Origin of the sequence: Jilunia laotingensis (assembly GCF_014385165.1) — a bacterium.
GTDB lineage: Bacteria > Bacteroidota > Bacteroidia > Bacteroidales > Bacteroidaceae > Bacteroides > Bacteroides laotingensis.
The window spans coordinates 1,194,376-1,211,942 of record NZ_JACRTF010000001.1 but is presented as its reverse complement, the minus strand read 5'-3'; the positions used below and the strand labels follow the sequence as shown (position 1 = coordinate 1,211,942).

The window sequence follows — 17,567 nt, the reverse complement described above, 5'->3', positions numbered from 1 at the left end:
TGAGTAGTCATTTTCTTCCGAAATCCGCTGGAATCTCTCCCCATTGTTTGGTTTCCCATTTCAGGATGGGAGTGGTGTAAGTATTTTCTCTTAGCCATTTCTCAGCGCGTTCGATAAGTTGGAATAATTGTTCCGTATCTGCGGTTCGGGGCAATTTTGTTTTGCATTTCTTTTGTTTCACCCAACTGATCGCGTTCACGCTGTCGCTATAGATCGGCATGTCGAACCCTTTTTGTTTCAATAAGGCGAGCCCGTGTACCAATGCGAGAAATTCTCCGATGTTGTTCGTCCCTTTCATCGGACCGAAGTGGAATATCTCTTGGCGGCTGGCAACGTGTACACCGCGATACTCCATCGGCCCCGGATTGCCACTGCAAGCGGCATCCACCGCAAGGCTATTGTCTATTACGGCAGGAGGCAATGCATCTGTTGACTTATGATTACCGGCTTTACTTTTCGCATTTTTACCGATATAGGCATAGGGTGAGGAACTTAGTGCGCGTTCAGCCTCTTCCCGGCTGTCGAACGATTTATATTTTGCTCCTTCGTATCCTTTGATTTGAAGTTGGCACTCCGTCCAGGAAGTGTAAATTCCGGGACTTACCCCTTCCCATACTACGTAGAATTTTTGCTTTGCCATTCACTTTAACTTATTTGGGCAGTAAAGGTACAAATATATTTTATTCTCGAACAAGTTTTCGGAGTCAGTTGTTATCTATATAATAGATTATAATTTTAAAGAAAGGATATTATCATGCAGAAGTCATTTGAAGAGGCCCTAAAACACAGAAGAACTTACTATTCTATTAGTAATCAATCTCCCATTTCAGATAAGGAGATAGAGCGTATTGTAGATTTTGCTGTCACCAACGTACCTTCAGCCTTCAATTCACAATCTACCCGCGTTGTTTTACTTTTGGGTGAAAATCATAAAAAACTCTGGGAAATAGTAAAAGATACTCTTCGTAAGATTGTCCCTTCCGAAGCTTTTAAAAGCACGGAAGCGAAAATAGATAACTGTTTTGAAAGTGGTTATGGAACCATCTTGTTTTTTGAAGACCAACGTGTTGTGAAAGATTTGCAGGCTCAATTCCCCGGGTATAAAGATAATTTCCCCGGATGGTCTTTACAGACATCCGCCATGCACCAGTTAGCTATCTGGGTGATGTTGGAAGATGCAGGTTTGGGAGCTTCTTTGCAACATTACAATCCATTGATAGACGAAGAAGTGCGTCATACATGGGGATTACCCCATAGCTGGCACCTGATAGCTGAAATGCCTTTTGGCGCACCGGTTCAAGGACCCGGGGAGAAAGAATTCGAACCGCTTTCCGAACGTGTGAAGGTTTTTAAATGATCTCTTCTGTTGTATATGTTTTTATGAATATATTACCTATCTTTGCCCTGAAAAGATAAAGATAGGTAATGTTATGATTCGTATATTCCTGACCGGCTATATGGGTGCTGGTAAGACTACTTTAGGAAAGGCTTTTGCCCGCAAGCTGAACATTCCGTTTGTCGATCTGGACTGGTATATGGAAGAGCGATTCCATAAAACGGTTGGAGAACTGTTTTCCGAACGTGGGGAGGCAGGCTTCCGGGAATTGGAAAGAAGTATGTTGCACGAAGTAGGCGCTTTCGAGAATGTGATTATCTCAACAGGTGGGGGCGCACCTTGTTTTTTCGATAACATGGAATTCATGAATCAGAATGGTATTACTGTATTCTTGGACGTGGATCCGGAGGTTCTGTTCCGGCGTTTGCGCATTGCTAAGCAGCAGCGTCCCATCTTGCAGGGCAAAGAAGACAGTGAATTAAAAGATTTCATTGTTCAGGCGCTGGAAAAGCGCGCTCCCTTTTATTCCCAGGCACAATTTATATTCTGTGGCGATGAGTTGGAAGACCGCTGGCAGATTGAAAAGTCAGTGGATAAGCTTCGTGAATTATTAAATCTATAGCCATTTTGGGGCATATGTAGGTATCTTATGCAAAAAACGTTCCTTTCTGATTGTAAACTATGGATTTATAGTTATTTTTGCTGCCTTAAATAACTTAATAAAACAACTGAATACAGAAAATGAGAAAGTGGCGTATTGAAGATTCTGAGGAGCTTTACAACATCACAGGTTGGGGTACCTCGTACTTTGGTATTAATGACAAAGGTCATGTGGTTGTAACCCCGCGGAAAGAAGGTGTAGGTGTCGATCTGAAAGAACTGGTCGACGAACTGCAATTGCGTGATGTGACAGCCCCCATGTTGGTGCGGTTTCCGGATATTCTGGACAATCGTATTGAAAAGACTGCCCATTGTTTCAAGCAGGCTGCCGAAGAGTATGGCTATAAAGCTCAGAACTTTATCATTTACCCCATAAAGGTAAACCAGATGCGTCCGGTTGTCGAAGAAATTATCAGTCACGGAAAGAAATTCAATCTTGGACTGGAAGCCGGTTCCAAACCGGAACTTCATGCCGTCATTGCTGTAAATACGGATTCTGACTCATTGATCATCTGTAACGGATATAAGGACGAAAGTTATATCGAACTTGCTTTGCTCGCCCAGAAGATGGGTAAGCGGATTTTTCTTGTCGTCGAGAAGATGAACGAGCTAAAGCTGATTGCCAGAATGGCAAAACAGCTTAACGTCCGGCCGAATATCGGTATCCGTATCAAACTGGCATCTTCCGGCAGCGGTAAATGGGAAGACTCCGGTGGCGATGCCAGCAAGTTCGGACTTACTTCCAGCGAACTCCTTGAAGCATTGGACTACATGGACTCGAAAGGGCTGAAAGATTGTCTTAAATTGATTCATTTCCACATCGGTAGTCAGGTGACAAAGATTCGCCGTATCAAGACCGCCCTTCGTGAAGCGTCTCAGTTTTACGTGCAACTTCACTCAATGGGCTTCAACGTTGAGTTTGTCGATATTGGCGGAGGGCTGGGAGTCGATTATGACGGAACCCGTTCATCCAGTAGCGAGAGTAGCGTGAACTATTCGATTCAGGAATATGTCAATGACTCCATTTCAACTCTTGTGGATGCCAGTGATAAGAATGGTATTCCTCATCCGAATATCATTACTGAAAGTGGAAGGGCTTTGACAGCCCATCACTCCGTACTCATTTTCGAAGTGTTGGAAACAACCACGCTGCCCGAATGGGACGAAGAAGAAGAGATTGCTCCCGATGCACATGAATTGGTACAGGAACTTTATGGAATTTGGGATACGTTGAACCAGAATAAGATGCTGGAAGCGTGGCATGATGCACAACAGATTCGTGAGGAAGCTCTCGACTTATTCAGTCACGGTATAGTCGATTTGAAGACTCGTGCCCAGATTGAACGCCTTTATTGGTCCATCACCCGCGAAATAAACCAAATAGCTGGTGGCTTGAAACATGCGCCTGATGAATTCCGGGGCTTGTCCAAGCTGTTGGCGGATAAATATTTCTGTAACTTCTCCTTGTTCCAGTCGCTTCCCGACTCTTGGGCAATTGACCAGATATTCCCCATCATGCCTATCCAGCGTTTGGACGAGAAACCGGAACGCTCTGCCACTTTGCAGGATATTACTTGCGATTCGGATGGAAAGATTGCCAATTTCATATCCACGAAAAACGTGGCACATTACATGCCTGTCCATAGTTTGAGAAGTAAGGAACCCTATTATCTAGGTGTTTTTCTGGTAGGGGCTTATCAGGAGATATTGGGAGATATGCATAATTTGTTCGGTGATACGAATGCTGTACACGTATCTGTCAACGAAAAAGGATATACCATCGAACAGATTATAGATGGTGAAACGGTAGCCGAAGTGTTGGACTATGTGCAATACAGCCCGAAGAAGCTCGTCCGTACGTTGGAAACGTGGGTAACTAAGTCCGTCAAAGATGGAAAGATTTCTTTGGAGGAAGGAAAAGAGTTCCTCTCCAACTATCGTTCGGGACTGTACGGATATACTTATTTGGAATAAAATACTTTAAAAGGAAATTATTAAATATTCCGCTACAAATTACGGGCTACCGGCTACGAGTCATCATATCGGGAATCTGATGTGTCGCTTGTAACCCGTAGCTCGTTGTTTATACCTGTCGGTACTGATTTGTAGCCTATAATTGTGAGATTATGAGAGAAAAACTAACCGTTATTAAAGTTGGTGGCAAGATTGTAGAAGAAGATGCCACCCTCAACCGTCTATTAGATGACTTTGCAGCTATCGGAGGGCACAAAGTGCTTGTTCACGGTGGCGGGCGTTCCGCCACAAAGCTGGCTACCCAGTTGGGTGTTGAAAGCAAAATGGTCAATGGCCGCCGTATAACAGATGCCGAAACGTTGAAAGTAGTCACTATGGTTTACGGTGGATTGGTCAACAAGAATATAGTGGCGGGTTTGCAAGCCCGTGGTGTGAATGCATTAGGTTTGACCGGTGCTGATATGAATGTGATCCGTTCTGTCAAACGACCGGTACAGGAGGTAGATTATGGTTTTGTGGGGGATGTCGAAAAAGTAGATGCTTCCTTGCTTTCCGATCTTATTCATAAAGGGGTCGTTCCGGTCATGGCTCCCCTTACTCACGATGGAAAGGGGCATATGTTGAATACCAATGCCGATACGATTGCCGGAGAAACGGCTAAAGCCCTTTCGGAATTCTTCGATGTCACCCTTGTCTTTTGTTTTGAGAAAAAAGGAGTCTTGCGTGACGAGAATGATGACGACAGCGTTATCCCCCAGATCACCCCGGATGAATTCAGGTGTTATGTGGAAGACGGGGTGATCCAGGGAGGCATGATTCCTAAGCTAGAGAATTCTTTTGCTGCCATTCATGCAGGTGTGACAGAAGTCGTAATAACCTTGGCCACAGCTATTAATGGTAATGGAGGCACAAGAATAAAAAAATAATTCAAAAAAATAGGAATCCCCCTGTAACTTTTCAAATACTCACCCGTCATTATTATAGAGATGCAAGAGATCAGCTTCCGGAACGACATATTGCCTTTGAAAGACAAACTCTTTCGATTGGCGCTGCGGATTACCCTGAACAGGGCTGAAGCGGAGGATGTTGTACAGGATACCATGCTGCGGGTATGGAACAAGCGTGATGAATGGCAACAATTTGAATCGGTCGAAGCCTATTGCCTGATAGTGGCAAAAAACTTGGCGATAGACAGGATTCAGAAGAAAGAAGCCCAAAACGTGGAAATCACCCCGGAGATGGAAGAAGAGGCAGATGCATCGGGTCCACATGATCAGTTGATCAATGAGGAACGGATGCGGATCATTCACCGCTTAGTCGATGAACTCCCGGAAAAACAGCGGCTTATCATGCAACTGCGGGATATCGAGGGTGAAAGCTATAAAGAGATTGCAAGAATCCTGAACCTGACAGAGGAACAAGTGAAAGTAAACCTTTTCAGGGCAAGGCAAAAAGTGAAACAACGTTATATTGAGATAGATGAATATGGACTGTAGGTATGTAGAACAGCTTTTAGGGCGATACTGGCAATGTGAGACTTCTTTGGAAGAAGAATCGGAATTGCGCTCCTTCTTTTCGAAAGAAGAAGTTCCCGCTCATTTGCTTCAATATAAAGACCTGTTTGTTTATCAGCAAGTCCAGAAGGAAGTAGGGCTGGGTGAAGACTTTGACGCACGTATCTTGGCACAAGTGGAAGCACCTGTAGTAAAGGCAAAGCGTCTGACCCTTGTCGGAAGATTCATGCCTTTGTTCAAGGCGGCTGCGGTTATTGCCGTCATGCTTTCGCTGGGCAATGTAGCGCAACATACATTCTTTGCCGATGAGGCATTGGATTATAATTATGATATGTATACGGATACATACGACGATCCGGAGGTTGCTTACAAGCAAGTATCTTCCGCATTGATGATGGTGTCCGAAGGTATAAATAAGTCACAAGACCAGCAACTGGCAGATAGTTTGAAGAACAGTGCGGTTGAAATGATGAAAGAATAATGAAGAGCGTTCTTTTAATGTGTTGGATGGCATTGCTGTCTGTGGCTGTATCGGCCCAGGACTTTGCTTCCCGTTTTCTTTCTGAGTACGAATCGGATAGTAATCTGGTTTGCATTACGATTAGTCCGAAGATGATGCGGGAAATAATGAAAAGCGATGTCGAGAGAGATGATGAAGTATTGGAGATCATTTCCAATTTGAAGAGTATGCAGATGCTTACTTCCGAAGTGAAAGGACAGAAGTATTATGACGCAGCTCTGAAGGTAGTGGAGAAGAATCCCGGACGGTTTGAACCCTTTCTTTCTTTTAAGGACAAATCTGCGAATTGCCAGATTATGGTACGGAAGAAGAATGATGCGATTATCGAACTGGTGATGTTGATGCACGATAAGAATCATTTTGCTGTGATAAACTTTACCGGTAATATGAGTCCGGAGTTTATCTCACAGTTGGCAGCTTCGATGAAGCCGAAACGCTCTTGATGGAATTAGACATTTTCATTTGCTTTAAACATATAATATAGTTAGTGTGCTTAATTAAAACAACTTGAGGCTGTGAAGTTTCAATTCTCTCAAATTTTTATAATAAAACTAACTAAATAGCTGGGCTACCGCGTGATGCAGTAGCCCTTTTATTTTTACCGGTATGAGCTGACAAAAAGAAAAGGAAGCCATCCTCACGAAGACTTCCCTTTTCCATCTCTGAATAGAAATAAAAGTTATCTAAGAGAAAATATTATATGTTTTTTATGCTTCCCACTCCTTTTTTATTGAACACCTTTTGTTCCGGTGAACCTTTATAGTCGATACTACCGACACCTCTCACCGAGGCATCTATGGATTGAATGGCATTGCAGGATATGTTTCCTACCCCACTGGAAGAAGCTGTCACATGAACTGCTTCCAGAGCTATGGCGCTAATATCGCCTACACCTTTCGAGTATAAAGTTGCATTTTCGGCTTTACCTTTTATTTCAACATTCCCTACTCCCATGGAGCTTACCATCAGGTTTTGGCAATCCAAGTCCTGGATATTGATATTGCCTACACCTTTACTTTCGATGTCAAGACGGCTGGTGGTTAATTTGTCGTCTATAATAATGTCGCCTACACCTTTGAAATCGATGCGATTCAGATGGGGAGAACTTATTGTTATTTTCAACTTCTGTGCATTCTTAATTTTCTTATGTTTGTCCATCGTGAGTTTTAAAGTTTTGTCTTTGATCGACACTTGTATTAATTCCACAAAATTATCCGGACCATAGATCTTTAAGGTGCATTTCCCATCCGTCGATTGCGTATAGTGAATATCACTGACAGTGATTGCATCTATCGCAGTGAAATCTGTCACATTGAAATCCCGGGTAATATAATTTTTACTGGGTTTTAGAGTTTCGGTATTCTCCCTGATGAACGTACAGCTCATCAATAGGCTTGCAAATAGTAAGGCCATTAATACATTGAAGATTGTTTTCATTTTTATTATGTTTTTGAGGTTTCTGCATATTAGACGTAGCTTGCTTTAAAAAAGTTGCAAAATACAATTACTTTTTTATTATTTGTTTCGTAAGTCCGTCTTATTATTCGTTTATTTGCAGAAGTATGATAAAGATGGAAAAGATTATTGAAGATAAGGAGTTGGGTACCTTGATCGTTCATGTTAATCCACGTGCCCGTCGTTTGGTTTTCCGCGCCAAAAGTGATGCAATTTATGTCACTGTCCCTTCCGGAACTACTTCAGCCGAAATCGGTGATGCGGTCAATAAGCTGCGTGACAAGCTACGCGGATGCAAAGAGAAAGTTTCCCGTCCTTTGATCGATCTTAATTATCGGATCGATACGGAATACTTTAGGCTTTCCTTGGTGAGCGGACAAAGAGATAAATTTCTGGCACATTCCGAATTGGGTGAGATGCGTATTGTCTGTCCCCCCTCCGCTGATTTTACGGATGGCAACTTGCAGTCATGGCTTCATAAAGTGATTGAGGAGGCATTACGCAGGAATGCTAAAATCATTCTTCCTCCTCGTCTTTATATGCTCTCCGGTCAATATAATCTCCCTTATAAAAGTGTGAAAATTAATTCAAGTAAAGGACGCTGGGGGAGTTGCTCGGCACGAAAAGCGATTAATTTGTCTTACTATCTTGTCCTATTGCCCAAACATCTGATTGACTATGTATTGCTTCACGAACTCTGCCATACCCGCGAGATGAATCACGGAGAACGTTTTTGGGCGTTGCTCAATTCTGTGACAGATGGAAAGGCACTCGAATTGCGAGAGGAATTGAAACAATATAAGACGGAGATATGAAAAATAGAGATGACACTTTGTTTTGACTGGCATTATACATATTTTTAATATCCCCCGTCCCCTTATTATATTTGTCTTTTGATAGAATATTCCTTTGGTCAATCGGTCAGTCTTCGATTTTTAGATAGCTCCCCTAATCTTCCGATAAGTAGCTATTATCTTGAGAGTTGTTTGATTCCCTCCGCATCTTTTTCGAAACGGTAATTGCCTCCCTTTTTACTTAAATCGAATACCGAGACCTGTTCTGTGATATTGTCAACAATCATCAAGGCGCTCTCTTCTGCAAAACGATTGATATCTACTGCAACAGGCTCTTCCATAATTGTCTTATTCATCACCAGACTGTCATTGATGAAGAGCGATAGCGAATCGCCCGTAAAACCTTTAACCAAGTTGATGCTATATGTCTCTAGAAAATGGCGTTCCGATTGTTTCTCTTTTTGGAGCCGCAGACTCATATAGATGAAGATAACCACTACAAAAATAACGGCAAACGCAAGGATTCCATTGCCTACCATAAATTGCTTGTTCGTATTCAGACGATGTGTCATAAAGATGCTTTTATAGATTTCCGGGATAAAGATACGGATTTTGCCGCATATACTTAATCTTCAATTAGGATAATAATAGAGCAGACTTGAAAAAGGAGCATTTGGAACGGAGTAATGATGAATAGGTAATTCTTTATAAACAAATGAGTGTGATTTTTTGATTTATTTTCGTTATTATGTTATTAAACAGGAGTTTTTAGAATTGAATATTAGTTGTTTTTTGTTTCTTTGCCTAAAGAATATGAAAAATTCGTTTAATAAACGTCACAAATTAAAAAGTCAGGCTTATGAAATCACTCCTTTCCCTTTTGTTCGCGTCTGTACTCTCCTTTCAATTGTCTGCCCAGGCCACCCTTAACAGTTCGTGTAACCTTCCCCGTTCGGGCGACCACCTTGTCAAACAGCAGGTTGACTATAAGGCTCCCGGTGGTAAGGGAGTGGGGGTTGTCTGGGATTTTAGCGATCAAACCCCGTTGAACGATCATTACGAGTTGAATTACCGTTCCTTGGACGCCCATTCTGATACCCTTGTCGGTACTGAACACCGCACGATGTACTATTACCATCTGCGTGGCGATTCCCTCTATTCCCTGGGTTATGAGAACCCCACCACCCTGATCACTTACCGCAAACCTGAAACCCTGCTCGTTTTCCCTTTCATTTACGGTCGTACGTTCACCGATTATTTTGAAGGGACTGGCAGTTATTGCAGCCGGCTCGACATCCACGTGCAGGGTAAATCTCAGGTTACAGCGGATGCCTCCGGGATGCTTGTTCTTCCCGGGGGTGACACGTTGAGGCATGTTTTGCGCGTGCATCATCGCAAACGCATGGTCGAAAGCATGGAGCCTTTCACCCCGGGTTCCTCTTTGCGCGCGGACACCGTCCCGTTTGTGCTGGACCGGGACAGCATCGACTGGTATCTTGCCAATGACTCCTCCTCTTTGCAGGTGGACACTTGGCGTTGGTATGCGGAAGGCTACCGCTATCCCGTGTTCGAGTCCGTTGAAGGTTCTGTATGCAGGCAGGGGAGTGAATCCCCCTATTTTGCCACCTCTTTTTATTACCCTCCCCACGAACAATACTACGCGCTGGATGATGATTCCGACAACCGGGAGAGACGTGACGGCTTCGTTGAAAAAGAGTATTCCGTCTCCAACGGCAACGGTGAAGACGGCAATGGCAAGGACTATTCCGATGAGCGTATCAGTTATGGTATCAGCATCGACGCTCAGGGCGAGCTGAAGATTGATTATCTCCTCAACGAATCTGCAGACGTGCTGATCGGGCTTTATGACTTGCAGGGCCGTCAACTGAGCGATGTCCGTAGGCAGGAAAAACCCGTTGGCCGTTATACCGAAACGCTCTCCCTGGCTGGTTTTCCAGACGGTGAATACCTTCTCCGTCTGGTTGTTGGCGGAAAGACTTATGGTGAGAAAGTCCTGAAGCGGTAGTTTTTAAGATAGTATACAGTAATCCCGTTTCGAATCTTATCGCATATATAGGTGCATGTTATTAATAATCCATTTAAACCAACAAAATATGAAACGATTCAATTACTATTTCTTCTTTTTTAATGGTTCAATGCAGAAGATGATAAACAAAACTGTTGTCTTGTTTATAGTTGTTTGCTTCTTTATGAAACCTTTCATTTCTTTTTCTCAAACTCTTGATGAAATAGTGCCGGTATCCCCCAATGCAAGTAGTTTGGAAACTTTTGGGAACGTTCCTGTTGGACCATATACGGGAGTACCGGATATTCAGATTCCTATATACAACATAGTAGTGGATAATGTAACGATTCCCATTAAATTGCAATATCATCCCGGAAATGTAAAGAAAGAAAGTGTAGCATCTTGGGTTGGATTAGGATGGAGTTTGAATGCCGGAGGGATGATAGGGCATACTATAAACGGGTTGGATGATTTTTATAGTTACCAATCTAATCGATATTTGTCGGGACAGGCTATTAATTATATCCCCAAAGAAAATGAATCAAGTAAAATACAAGGTGTCATTAATAATTATCCTTTCGTAGATACGGAACCTGATATTTATTCTTTCCATATTGGCGACCACTCGGGAACCATGTTCTTTAAGAACCAGATTATGAACGAAGTGCAACAGGATAATGTTTCTCCCATAATTCAATCCAAAGGAAATCCATTGAAGGTTTCGTATAATTACAGACAAGGAACTTGGACGATCATTGATGGAAATGGAAATACTTACTATTTTGGAACACCCGAATATACTTATCCTCACAGTAACAGTGAATATTGTGATAATCATCAAGTATGTAATTACAATTTTAGGCAACAAACTTATAATCCCGGCACGAAAAGTGATGGAAACAAACAAAACACAGCATGGACTCTGGACTCCATAAAAACACATTTGGATCATAAGATCCGGTTTAAATACAAGGATGATTATGTTACCAATTATCCTTCTTATAGTGAACGGAAAGCTTATATACTGGAACATGACGGTACATTGTGGGATGGAACAGTACCTTTTTTTAATTATTTTGCTTTGACTTATTCGTCATCGGTAAGCTTACAGAAAATTTTAAAAGAAATAGAATTCCCACATGGGAAAATAGAATTTGAAACCGTGGATCGGAGGGATGTCTATGGAATATACATTGATAATAGTAGTAAAGTTACTTCACCCCAATGTCTATCCGCTATAAAAATATATTCTATGGATCAAAGTTTGGTGAGGAAGTTTACTTTCCAAATGGAAGAGAGACAAACAGGCAGCGGGTTTAACAAGATTTTTTTGACGGAGGTTATGAAACCGGATGCAAGTAAGTATATTTTTAATTACAAAAGTAGCCACCCTGGGATTGCTTACTCAGTGGATTACTGGGGGTATGAGAATGGCAAATCACGCGGGTTTGAAAAATCTTCGGATATAGGTTATCCGGCACCTAATGGCTGGGGTACCTTTATTCCTTCTATGCTTATAAAAAAGAAGGACTCCTACCAATATTTATTTGGAGCGGATCGTACACCTGATGTAAATTATGCGACAAATGATTTGCTGACACAAATCACTTATCCTACGAAGGGGGAAACCCGATTTACGTATGAACTGAATGATTTCTCTAACACCTCTTATTTGGATATTTCACGGATGAGGCTTGCCGATTATTCATTGGTTCCTACTACCGGTTATATGGGAGGGAATAATGAATTTGTGTTAGATTCGGACGAATCTCTTGTATATATAACCGGAAGGATACAATATAGCAGTAGCGGTACAAGTATGAATCCATATTTATGTCCCTATTTGGAACTACGGGAAAATACTGCATCGGGAACCGTGGTTTATGCTTCTGTAATGAATGGTGATCCAGCCTGTAAACCATTTACTCTAAAAAAAGGGAAATATGTCATGGTCCTGAAAGATCAGGACAGAAGGGAGATTAATGGAGATTACATAAGGAAATTGAGGGAAGAATATGGTGTAAGTTATATGATTTGTGAGATCTCAAAAATCACATCTGACAAATGTAGTAAAGGGGGAGGGTTGAGAATAAAGAGGATAGAAGATTATGATTCAAACAACTCTTTGGTTCAGAAGAGAGAATTTGTCTACGAAAAGGATGGGAAAAGTACCGGGAGATTGATGAGCAATTTAGACTTTTTCAAAATATTGTCTTTTAAATATCGTTATGAACCAATTGCATCTAAGCCCGAATGGGACGGCCTTGTTCGATATTATGTCATGACATACGACTATACGGCGAGCGCATCGGTAGCTTTTGTTTCTTCGGTCTCTTACATCCCTTCAATGCCCAGTGCCGCAGGGTCTTATGTTGGATATGATTATGTAGAAGAACATTTATATGGCCCTACAAAATATGAAGGTATGAATCGATATTACTATTATAATAAGGAAGATTCTGTTTTATATAATCAATTTTACATGGAACAATATCCGACACTTTCAGATCCAATGAACGGTTCGCTGTTGGAACAACAAGTTTGTGATGCCGAGTCTCGCATATTGCGTACGACGAAATATGAGTATGAGACTAATTGCTTGCAGGAACAAACACAAGGATTATCCATTTTTATCTTTTATGGAAAAGAATCAGAGTCCAACCGTCCCGGATTTTATAAGGAATACCCTGTATATGGGCAATGGAATAGGATGTCTAAAATGACGGAGCATACTTATGTCAACAATGTTCAGTTGCAACCGACCCTTGAAACTTATAGCTACAATGAAGATAATTATCAAAAGAACCAAGTAAAAGTTCTTTCAAATAATAAAGAGAGAGTAATAACCTATCAATACCCTACAAATGCCGGTTCGAACTCCGTATTGGAGCAAATGAAGAAAAAAAATATAGTGCTTCCTATTGTGGAGGAAAAAAAGTATACAAACGGCAGTTTGGTGGAGTTTATTCAAAGAGAATACAAACAGGAGTATAATCATTTTGTCCCTAAAGTCGTTCGAACGTCACACAGAAGTAATTCTCCTTTGAAGGAAGATATCAGTTATCCTTATTATAACAAAAGCGGTTATCCCTGTCAGATAAATGCCGATGAGATCCCGACCACTATTTTATGGTCTTATAACGATTCCCGTCCGATAGTTACCATACAGGGGATAACTTATCCTGAAGTTCGGACTATTTTAGGTGATAACCTGATAAATAGGCTATCTCAGACAAATTTCCCTTTGGAAAGCGACTGCAATACCGTACGAGAAAAATTGAAGGATCACGGCTGGGTTACTGTCTATGTTTATGATTCATGGGGTAATACTTGCCGTATCATAAATCCCAGAGGTATCACAGAAACATATGAATATGATTCTGTGGGAAGATTGATTGGCAGAAAGGATCATAAGGGTAGTCTATTGGATAAATTCGAATATCACTATAAGCCTTAATTCTGTAAGCTACTTATGGTGACACAGCTACTGATGGTTTTGATGGAACGGATAATTTTTATGAATCTTAAAATTTGACATACAATGAGAAAATTTTATTCATTTATTATATTACAATTTGTACTCTCTTCTCTTTTTTCACAGGAGAGCAGCCAGAATTATGTCCTTACCCGCACTTTTCTCAACGAGTCCGGAACTAAATATATTGATAACATCCAGTACTTTGACGGTCTTGGTCGCCCTACCCAGACCGTTCAGAAAGGTGTGACCCCCAACCGTTCGAATCTTGTCACCTTGCAGGAATACGACGGTTTCGGCCGTGCGACCAAGAGCTGGCTTCCCCATGTCAGTACCTCCTCCTACCTCGATCCCGTTTCTTTCAAGAGCGTTGTTCCCGGTACTTACAATGGCGACAGCCGTCCTTATGACGAGACGGTCTATGAGGACTCCCCCTTGAACCGCGTGGTTAAACAATACGGCCCCGGAGCATCTTGGGGGACACATCCTGTTTCCACCTCTTATCTGACGAACGATGATAGTAAAGAGCTTGTCTGTAAATACTATTATGTTACTTCGACTGACAGTCTGGCGCAGGACAAAGTTTACCCTGCGCGGGAATTGTATGTTGCAAAATCCACCGATGAGGACGGAAATGTCTCTTACCTCTTCACGGACAAGTTGGGCCGCCAGCTTCTTAGCCGGCAAATGTCGAATGCCACTCCGTATGATACTTATTATGTCTACGATGATTTCGACAATTTGCGTTTTGTCCTCCCTCCCGGCTATCAAGATACGGACAGCCTCTCCCTTTTTGCATACCAATATAAGTACGATGAATACGGGCGTTGCATTGAGAAAACACTTCCCGGCTGTGAGGTCGTAAAATATGTTTATGACAAGGCTGACAACCTCATCTTTTCCCAGGACGGTGTTCAACGCAAGAAGGGCGAATGGACCTTCTACCTTTACGATCTTTTCCATCGCCTTGTGATGCGTGGCATCTGTACCAATACGAATACCTCTTTAGTAAAAAGCCAGATTGTCAAGACCCAACTGTCAAGAAATTCCTCCACCCGCATGATCCTTGCGGAGGGAATAGGTGATACGGGCTATTCCTCTTCTTTTGGAATATCCTCACCCGTCCTTCACACAGTGAACTATTATGACGACTATACTTTCCTGAACCTCAGTGGCTTTTCCGGCAAGGAAGGCGGCAGTGTGAATGCCAAAGGATTATTGACAGGTAACATTACATTTGGTCTGGATGGTTATACAAGCTACTGTACGGTCAGCCATTATGACACTCATGGTCGGGTCACGAAAGTAATCAGTGACAATGCCATGCGAGGCACGGAGACCACTACGACATCTTATACCTTTACAGGCAAACCGCTTGTCGTGGAATATAGCCATGTCGCCCGGAGCGTCAGCCCCCCCTTATTCTCCCATACTGAAACCTATCGTTACACTTATGACCATGCGGAACGTTTGACCAAAGTAACGCACCAATTGGATGAAGACCCTTCGGTCGTATTATCCGAAAACGCCTATGACGAGTTAGGCCGTTTGCAATCAAAAAGATTCCATGGGAATTCGAACCTTACAACCAATTACAGTTACAACATTCGCAATTGGGTGACAAAAATTTCAGGCAATTCCTTTAAGCAGTCCCTCTACTACGATAGCAATGACGGTGGTTCCCCGGCCTGTTTCAACGGTAATGTCAGCGTGATGGAATGGCGTGTGGGTACTACCGCGTCTCAAAGATATGATTTCTCTTACGATGCCCTGAACCGCCTGCTTTCGGCTGACTATTCCAGTTTTCAATTGGCTGTTACTGGAAATTTCCCCAACTTCAGCGAGCGCGTTCTTGAATATGACAAGCAAGGTAACATCCGCCGTCTTCAACGATATGGCAAAGATTCACATTTCAGTTCAATTCAGGGGCCCCCTAAGTATACTTACCCGCGTGTTGATGATTTAACATTGAATTATCGGGGTAACCAGTTGATAAATGTCAGTGATGCGGGTATTGATCCTTTGGCGAGCGGCAGTTTCAACTATATTGATCTTCATGACGACGGCTCTGATGATTTTGCTTATGATGCCAATGGCAATCTGACGAAAGACTTGGACAAGGACATCAATTCCATCTCCTATAATTGCCTCAACCTGCCGGAAGAGATATCATTTACTGACAATGGCAATCCCCGCAGCATTTCTTACAGTTATGATGCCAATGGTCTTAAACTGAGTGCCGAACATGTGATTACAGATTTTACACTCACGCCTATGTCTTCCTTGTCGGTTCAAGGAAACATGAGTACGAGTTCACCTACACGGCACTTTATTAAAACTTTTTATGGTGGAAATGTAATTTATAAGAGCAATAACACGATTTATGGTGACAAATGGAGTTCGCCTAAGACCAGGATCGAGCGTATTTTAACAGAAGAGGGCTATATCACGTTGGATGGTGAAGACCATGAATATCATTATTACCTGAAAGACCATTTGGGCAATATCCGCGTTGTCATGAATCAAGATGGAGAGACTATTGAGCAGTCGAACAACTATTATCCATTCGGTGGTATCTTTGAAAGTACCGGAGATGGTGAACAACCATACAAATTCGGTGGTAAAGAGTTCGATCCTATGCATGGATTGAATTGGTGTGATTTCGGAAACAGGTATTTAAGAAATGACGGGCCCGGTTGGATGAGCATTGATCCGTTATGTGAAAAGTATTATTCGATTAGTCCGTATGCGTATTGTTTAAACAATCCTATAAATGCAGTGGATAGAGATGGGAGATTAGTTATATTTATAAATGGAATGCATGCTGGATCAGGTGGAAAATCAGATTATTGGGTAAATATTGATAAAATGATAATGAATAGAATAAAAGATTGGAATGCGGATTATATTGATGGAGCGCATGGGGGGATAAATAGTCTTCCATGGAATCTTTCTGCAAAAGAAAGGGATAAAGTCGGATATAAACAAGGAAAAGAATATGCTAAAATTTTTATATATGTTTATAAGAATGATGATGGAAGTTTTAAAGAAACCATAAAAATCATCACTCATAGTATGGGTGCCGCATTTGCTAAGGGCTTTATTAAAGGATTAATAGATGCGGGTGTACCTGTAAATGTTATAGAATTTGAAGCTGATTTTGCACCATTTCAACCAACAAAACAAAAAACTGTTAAAGGGGTGAAAACATATCAGTTGTCTCATAAACAAGATAATATAGCAAATAATAGACTTTTAGGAAGCCCGTCAGGAAAGATTGATGGAGTGTCTGAAATTGACTATTATAATGATGATGATGAAATTAAAACACATGGAATAAATACTTTCTGGGACGAAGTTAGTAAATTGCCCGAAGGTAAATACATAGTAGTAGATGGTAATATTATATCTCAATAACCCATAATTATGAAAAATATAAAACCTTTTGTGTTGTTGGCGGTATTATTCATTTTGTATTGGATATTAGTTTATTTGATAACTTATATTGTTGGATTATACTATCCAGCGGGGGGAGAGAGCATTTTAAGAGCTATACTAATAGCAATTAAATTATGTCCTTTGATTGGTATAGTAATAATATCAATGCTTTGTTTTCTTTATAAAGAGTGGTATTCTAGATACAAAATTATTATATTTTTACTTTTGATAGTTCAGATAATATTCTTATTTTTAGCGCTGTTTAGTAAATAAGCAGATGTGTATGCTTATAAAAATTGCGACAGTGAAGGGAAATTCTATATTAGTCATGTTTATCATTGGGATGCATGCTAGCTATGGAGGAGGTTTTTGTTG

The 17,567-nt window shown here is 41.5% G+C and carries 14 protein-coding genes; 11 read left to right on the top strand and 3 right to left on the bottom strand.

Features of this window, described 5'->3' with window-relative positions; genetic code table 11:
* Positions 1-7 precede the first annotated feature (7 nt).
* Entirely contained in the window at positions 8-640 is a 633-nt protein-coding gene (locus tag H8744_RS04780; RefSeq protein WP_262433739.1) for a ribonuclease H1 domain-containing protein, read from the bottom strand.
* A gap of 114 nt (positions 641-754) precedes the next feature.
* On the opposite strand from H8744_RS04780, the gene H8744_RS04775 reads away from it, so the two are divergent.
* From H8744_RS04775 to H8744_RS04745, 7 genes are all read left to right on the top strand, one after another.
* Positions 755-1,357 (top strand): nitroreductase family protein, encoded by a 603-nt coding sequence (locus tag H8744_RS04775; RefSeq protein WP_262433738.1) that lies wholly within the window; start codon positions 755-757, stop codon positions 1,355-1,357.
* A gap of 73 nt (positions 1,358-1,430) precedes the next feature.
* Positions 1,431-1,958 (top strand): shikimate kinase, encoded by a 528-nt coding sequence (locus H8744_RS04770; protein WP_262433737.1) that lies wholly within the window; start codon positions 1,431-1,433, stop codon positions 1,956-1,958.
* A 119-nt stretch (positions 1,959-2,077) separates the two neighbouring features.
* Positions 2,078-3,970 carry a biosynthetic arginine decarboxylase gene (gene speA, locus H8744_RS04765; protein ID WP_262433736.1) on the top strand — a complete coding sequence of 631 codons (1,893 nt, stop codon included), beginning with the start codon at positions 2,078-2,080 and terminating at the stop codon, positions 3,968-3,970.
* Between the two features lie 152 nt (positions 3,971-4,122).
* Positions 4,123-4,896, top strand: coding sequence for an acetylglutamate kinase (argB, locus tag H8744_RS04760; RefSeq protein WP_262433735.1), 774 nt, complete (start codon positions 4,123-4,125; stop codon positions 4,894-4,896).
* Between the two features lie 60 nt (positions 4,897-4,956).
* Complete coding sequence (locus H8744_RS04755; RefSeq protein WP_262433734.1) at positions 4,957-5,466, top strand: GFO_1088 family ECF-type sigma factor; 510 nt, start codon at positions 4,957-4,959, stop codon at positions 5,464-5,466.
* Complete coding sequence (locus H8744_RS04750) at positions 5,456-5,965, top strand: PG0215 family putative anti-sigma factor (RefSeq protein WP_305067440.1); 510 nt, start codon at positions 5,456-5,458, stop codon at positions 5,963-5,965. The genes H8744_RS04755 and H8744_RS04750 overlap by 11 nt, the downstream gene beginning before the upstream one ends.
* The gene (locus H8744_RS04745) at positions 5,965-6,447 is read left to right on the top strand and encodes a DUF4252 domain-containing protein (RefSeq protein WP_262433732.1); all 483 of its coding nucleotides are present in this window, start codon (positions 5,965-5,967) and stop codon (positions 6,445-6,447) included. The genes H8744_RS04750 and H8744_RS04745 overlap by 1 nt, the downstream gene beginning before the upstream one ends.
* Before the next feature lie 253 nt (positions 6,448-6,700).
* Here H8744_RS04745 and H8744_RS04740 read toward each other — a convergent pair whose 3' ends face one another.
* A complete protein-coding gene (locus H8744_RS04740) occupies positions 6,701-7,441 on the bottom strand; it encodes a head GIN domain-containing protein (protein ID WP_262433731.1) in 741 nt (246 codons plus the stop codon).
* A gap of 134 nt (positions 7,442-7,575) precedes the next feature.
* Here H8744_RS04740 and H8744_RS04735 point away from each other — a divergent pair, with 134 nt between their 5' ends.
* Positions 7,576-8,274, top strand: coding sequence for a YgjP family zinc-dependent metalloprotease (locus H8744_RS04735; protein WP_262433730.1), 699 nt, complete (start codon positions 7,576-7,578; stop codon positions 8,272-8,274).
* Positions 8,275-8,429: 155 nt separating this feature from the next.
* Here H8744_RS04735 and H8744_RS04730 read toward each other — a convergent pair whose 3' ends face one another.
* Positions 8,430-8,825 carry a hypothetical protein gene (locus H8744_RS04730; RefSeq protein ID WP_262433729.1) on the bottom strand — a complete coding sequence of 132 codons (396 nt, stop codon included), beginning with the start codon at positions 8,823-8,825 and terminating at the stop codon, positions 8,430-8,432.
* Between the two features lie 287 nt (positions 8,826-9,112).
* On the opposite strand from H8744_RS04730, the gene H8744_RS04725 reads away from it, so the two are divergent.
* From H8744_RS04725 to H8744_RS04715, 3 genes are all read left to right on the top strand, one after another.
* Complete coding sequence (locus tag H8744_RS04725; protein WP_262433728.1) at positions 9,113-10,279, top strand: T9SS type A sorting domain-containing protein; 1,167 nt, start codon at positions 9,113-9,115, stop codon at positions 10,277-10,279.
* A gap of 88 nt (positions 10,280-10,367) precedes the next feature.
* A complete protein-coding gene (locus tag H8744_RS04720) occupies positions 10,368-13,736 on the top strand; it encodes an RHS repeat domain-containing protein (RefSeq protein ID WP_262433727.1) in 3,369 nt (1,122 codons plus the stop codon).
* Between the two features lie 84 nt (positions 13,737-13,820).
* Positions 13,821-17,171 (top strand): DUF6443 domain-containing protein, encoded by a 3,351-nt coding sequence (locus H8744_RS04715; protein WP_262433726.1) that lies wholly within the window; start codon positions 13,821-13,823, stop codon positions 17,169-17,171.
* Positions 17,172-17,567 lie beyond the last annotated feature (396 nt).

Excerpts from the sequence above, each read along its gene's own strand:
- H8744_RS04780 (WP_262433739.1), bottom strand. The coding sequence starts at position 640 with ATGGCAAAGCAAAAATTCTACGTAGTATGGGAAGGGGTAAGTCCCGGA.
- H8744_RS04775 (WP_262433738.1), top strand. The coding sequence starts at position 755 with ATGCAGAAGTCATTTGAAGAGGCCCTAAAACACAGAAGAACTTACTAT.
- H8744_RS04770 (WP_262433737.1), top strand. The coding sequence starts at position 1,431 with ATGATTCGTATATTCCTGACCGGCTATATGGGTGCTGGTAAGACTACT.
- speA (WP_262433736.1), top strand. The coding sequence starts at position 2,078 with ATGAGAAAGTGGCGTATTGAAGATTCTGAGGAGCTTTACAACATCACA.
- argB (WP_262433735.1), top strand. The coding sequence starts at position 4,123 with ATGAGAGAAAAACTAACCGTTATTAAAGTTGGTGGCAAGATTGTAGAA.
- H8744_RS04755 (WP_262433734.1), top strand. The coding sequence starts at position 4,957 with ATGCAAGAGATCAGCTTCCGGAACGACATATTGCCTTTGAAAGACAAA.
- H8744_RS04750 (WP_305067440.1), top strand. The coding sequence starts at position 5,456 with ATGGACTGTAGGTATGTAGAACAGCTTTTAGGGCGATACTGGCAATGT.
- H8744_RS04745 (WP_262433732.1), top strand. The coding sequence starts at position 5,965 with ATGAAGAGCGTTCTTTTAATGTGTTGGATGGCATTGCTGTCTGTGGCT.
- H8744_RS04740 (WP_262433731.1), bottom strand. The coding sequence starts at position 7,441 with ATGAAAACAATCTTCAATGTATTAATGGCCTTACTATTTGCAAGCCTA.
- H8744_RS04735 (WP_262433730.1), top strand. The coding sequence starts at position 7,576 with ATGGAAAAGATTATTGAAGATAAGGAGTTGGGTACCTTGATCGTTCAT.
- H8744_RS04730 (WP_262433729.1), bottom strand. The coding sequence starts at position 8,825 with ATGACACATCGTCTGAATACGAACAAGCAATTTATGGTAGGCAATGGA.
- H8744_RS04725 (WP_262433728.1), top strand. The coding sequence starts at position 9,113 with ATGAAATCACTCCTTTCCCTTTTGTTCGCGTCTGTACTCTCCTTTCAA.
- H8744_RS04720 (WP_262433727.1), top strand. The coding sequence starts at position 10,368 with ATGAAACGATTCAATTACTATTTCTTCTTTTTTAATGGTTCAATGCAG.
- H8744_RS04715 (WP_262433726.1), top strand. The coding sequence starts at position 13,821 with ATGAGAAAATTTTATTCATTTATTATATTACAATTTGTACTCTCTTCT.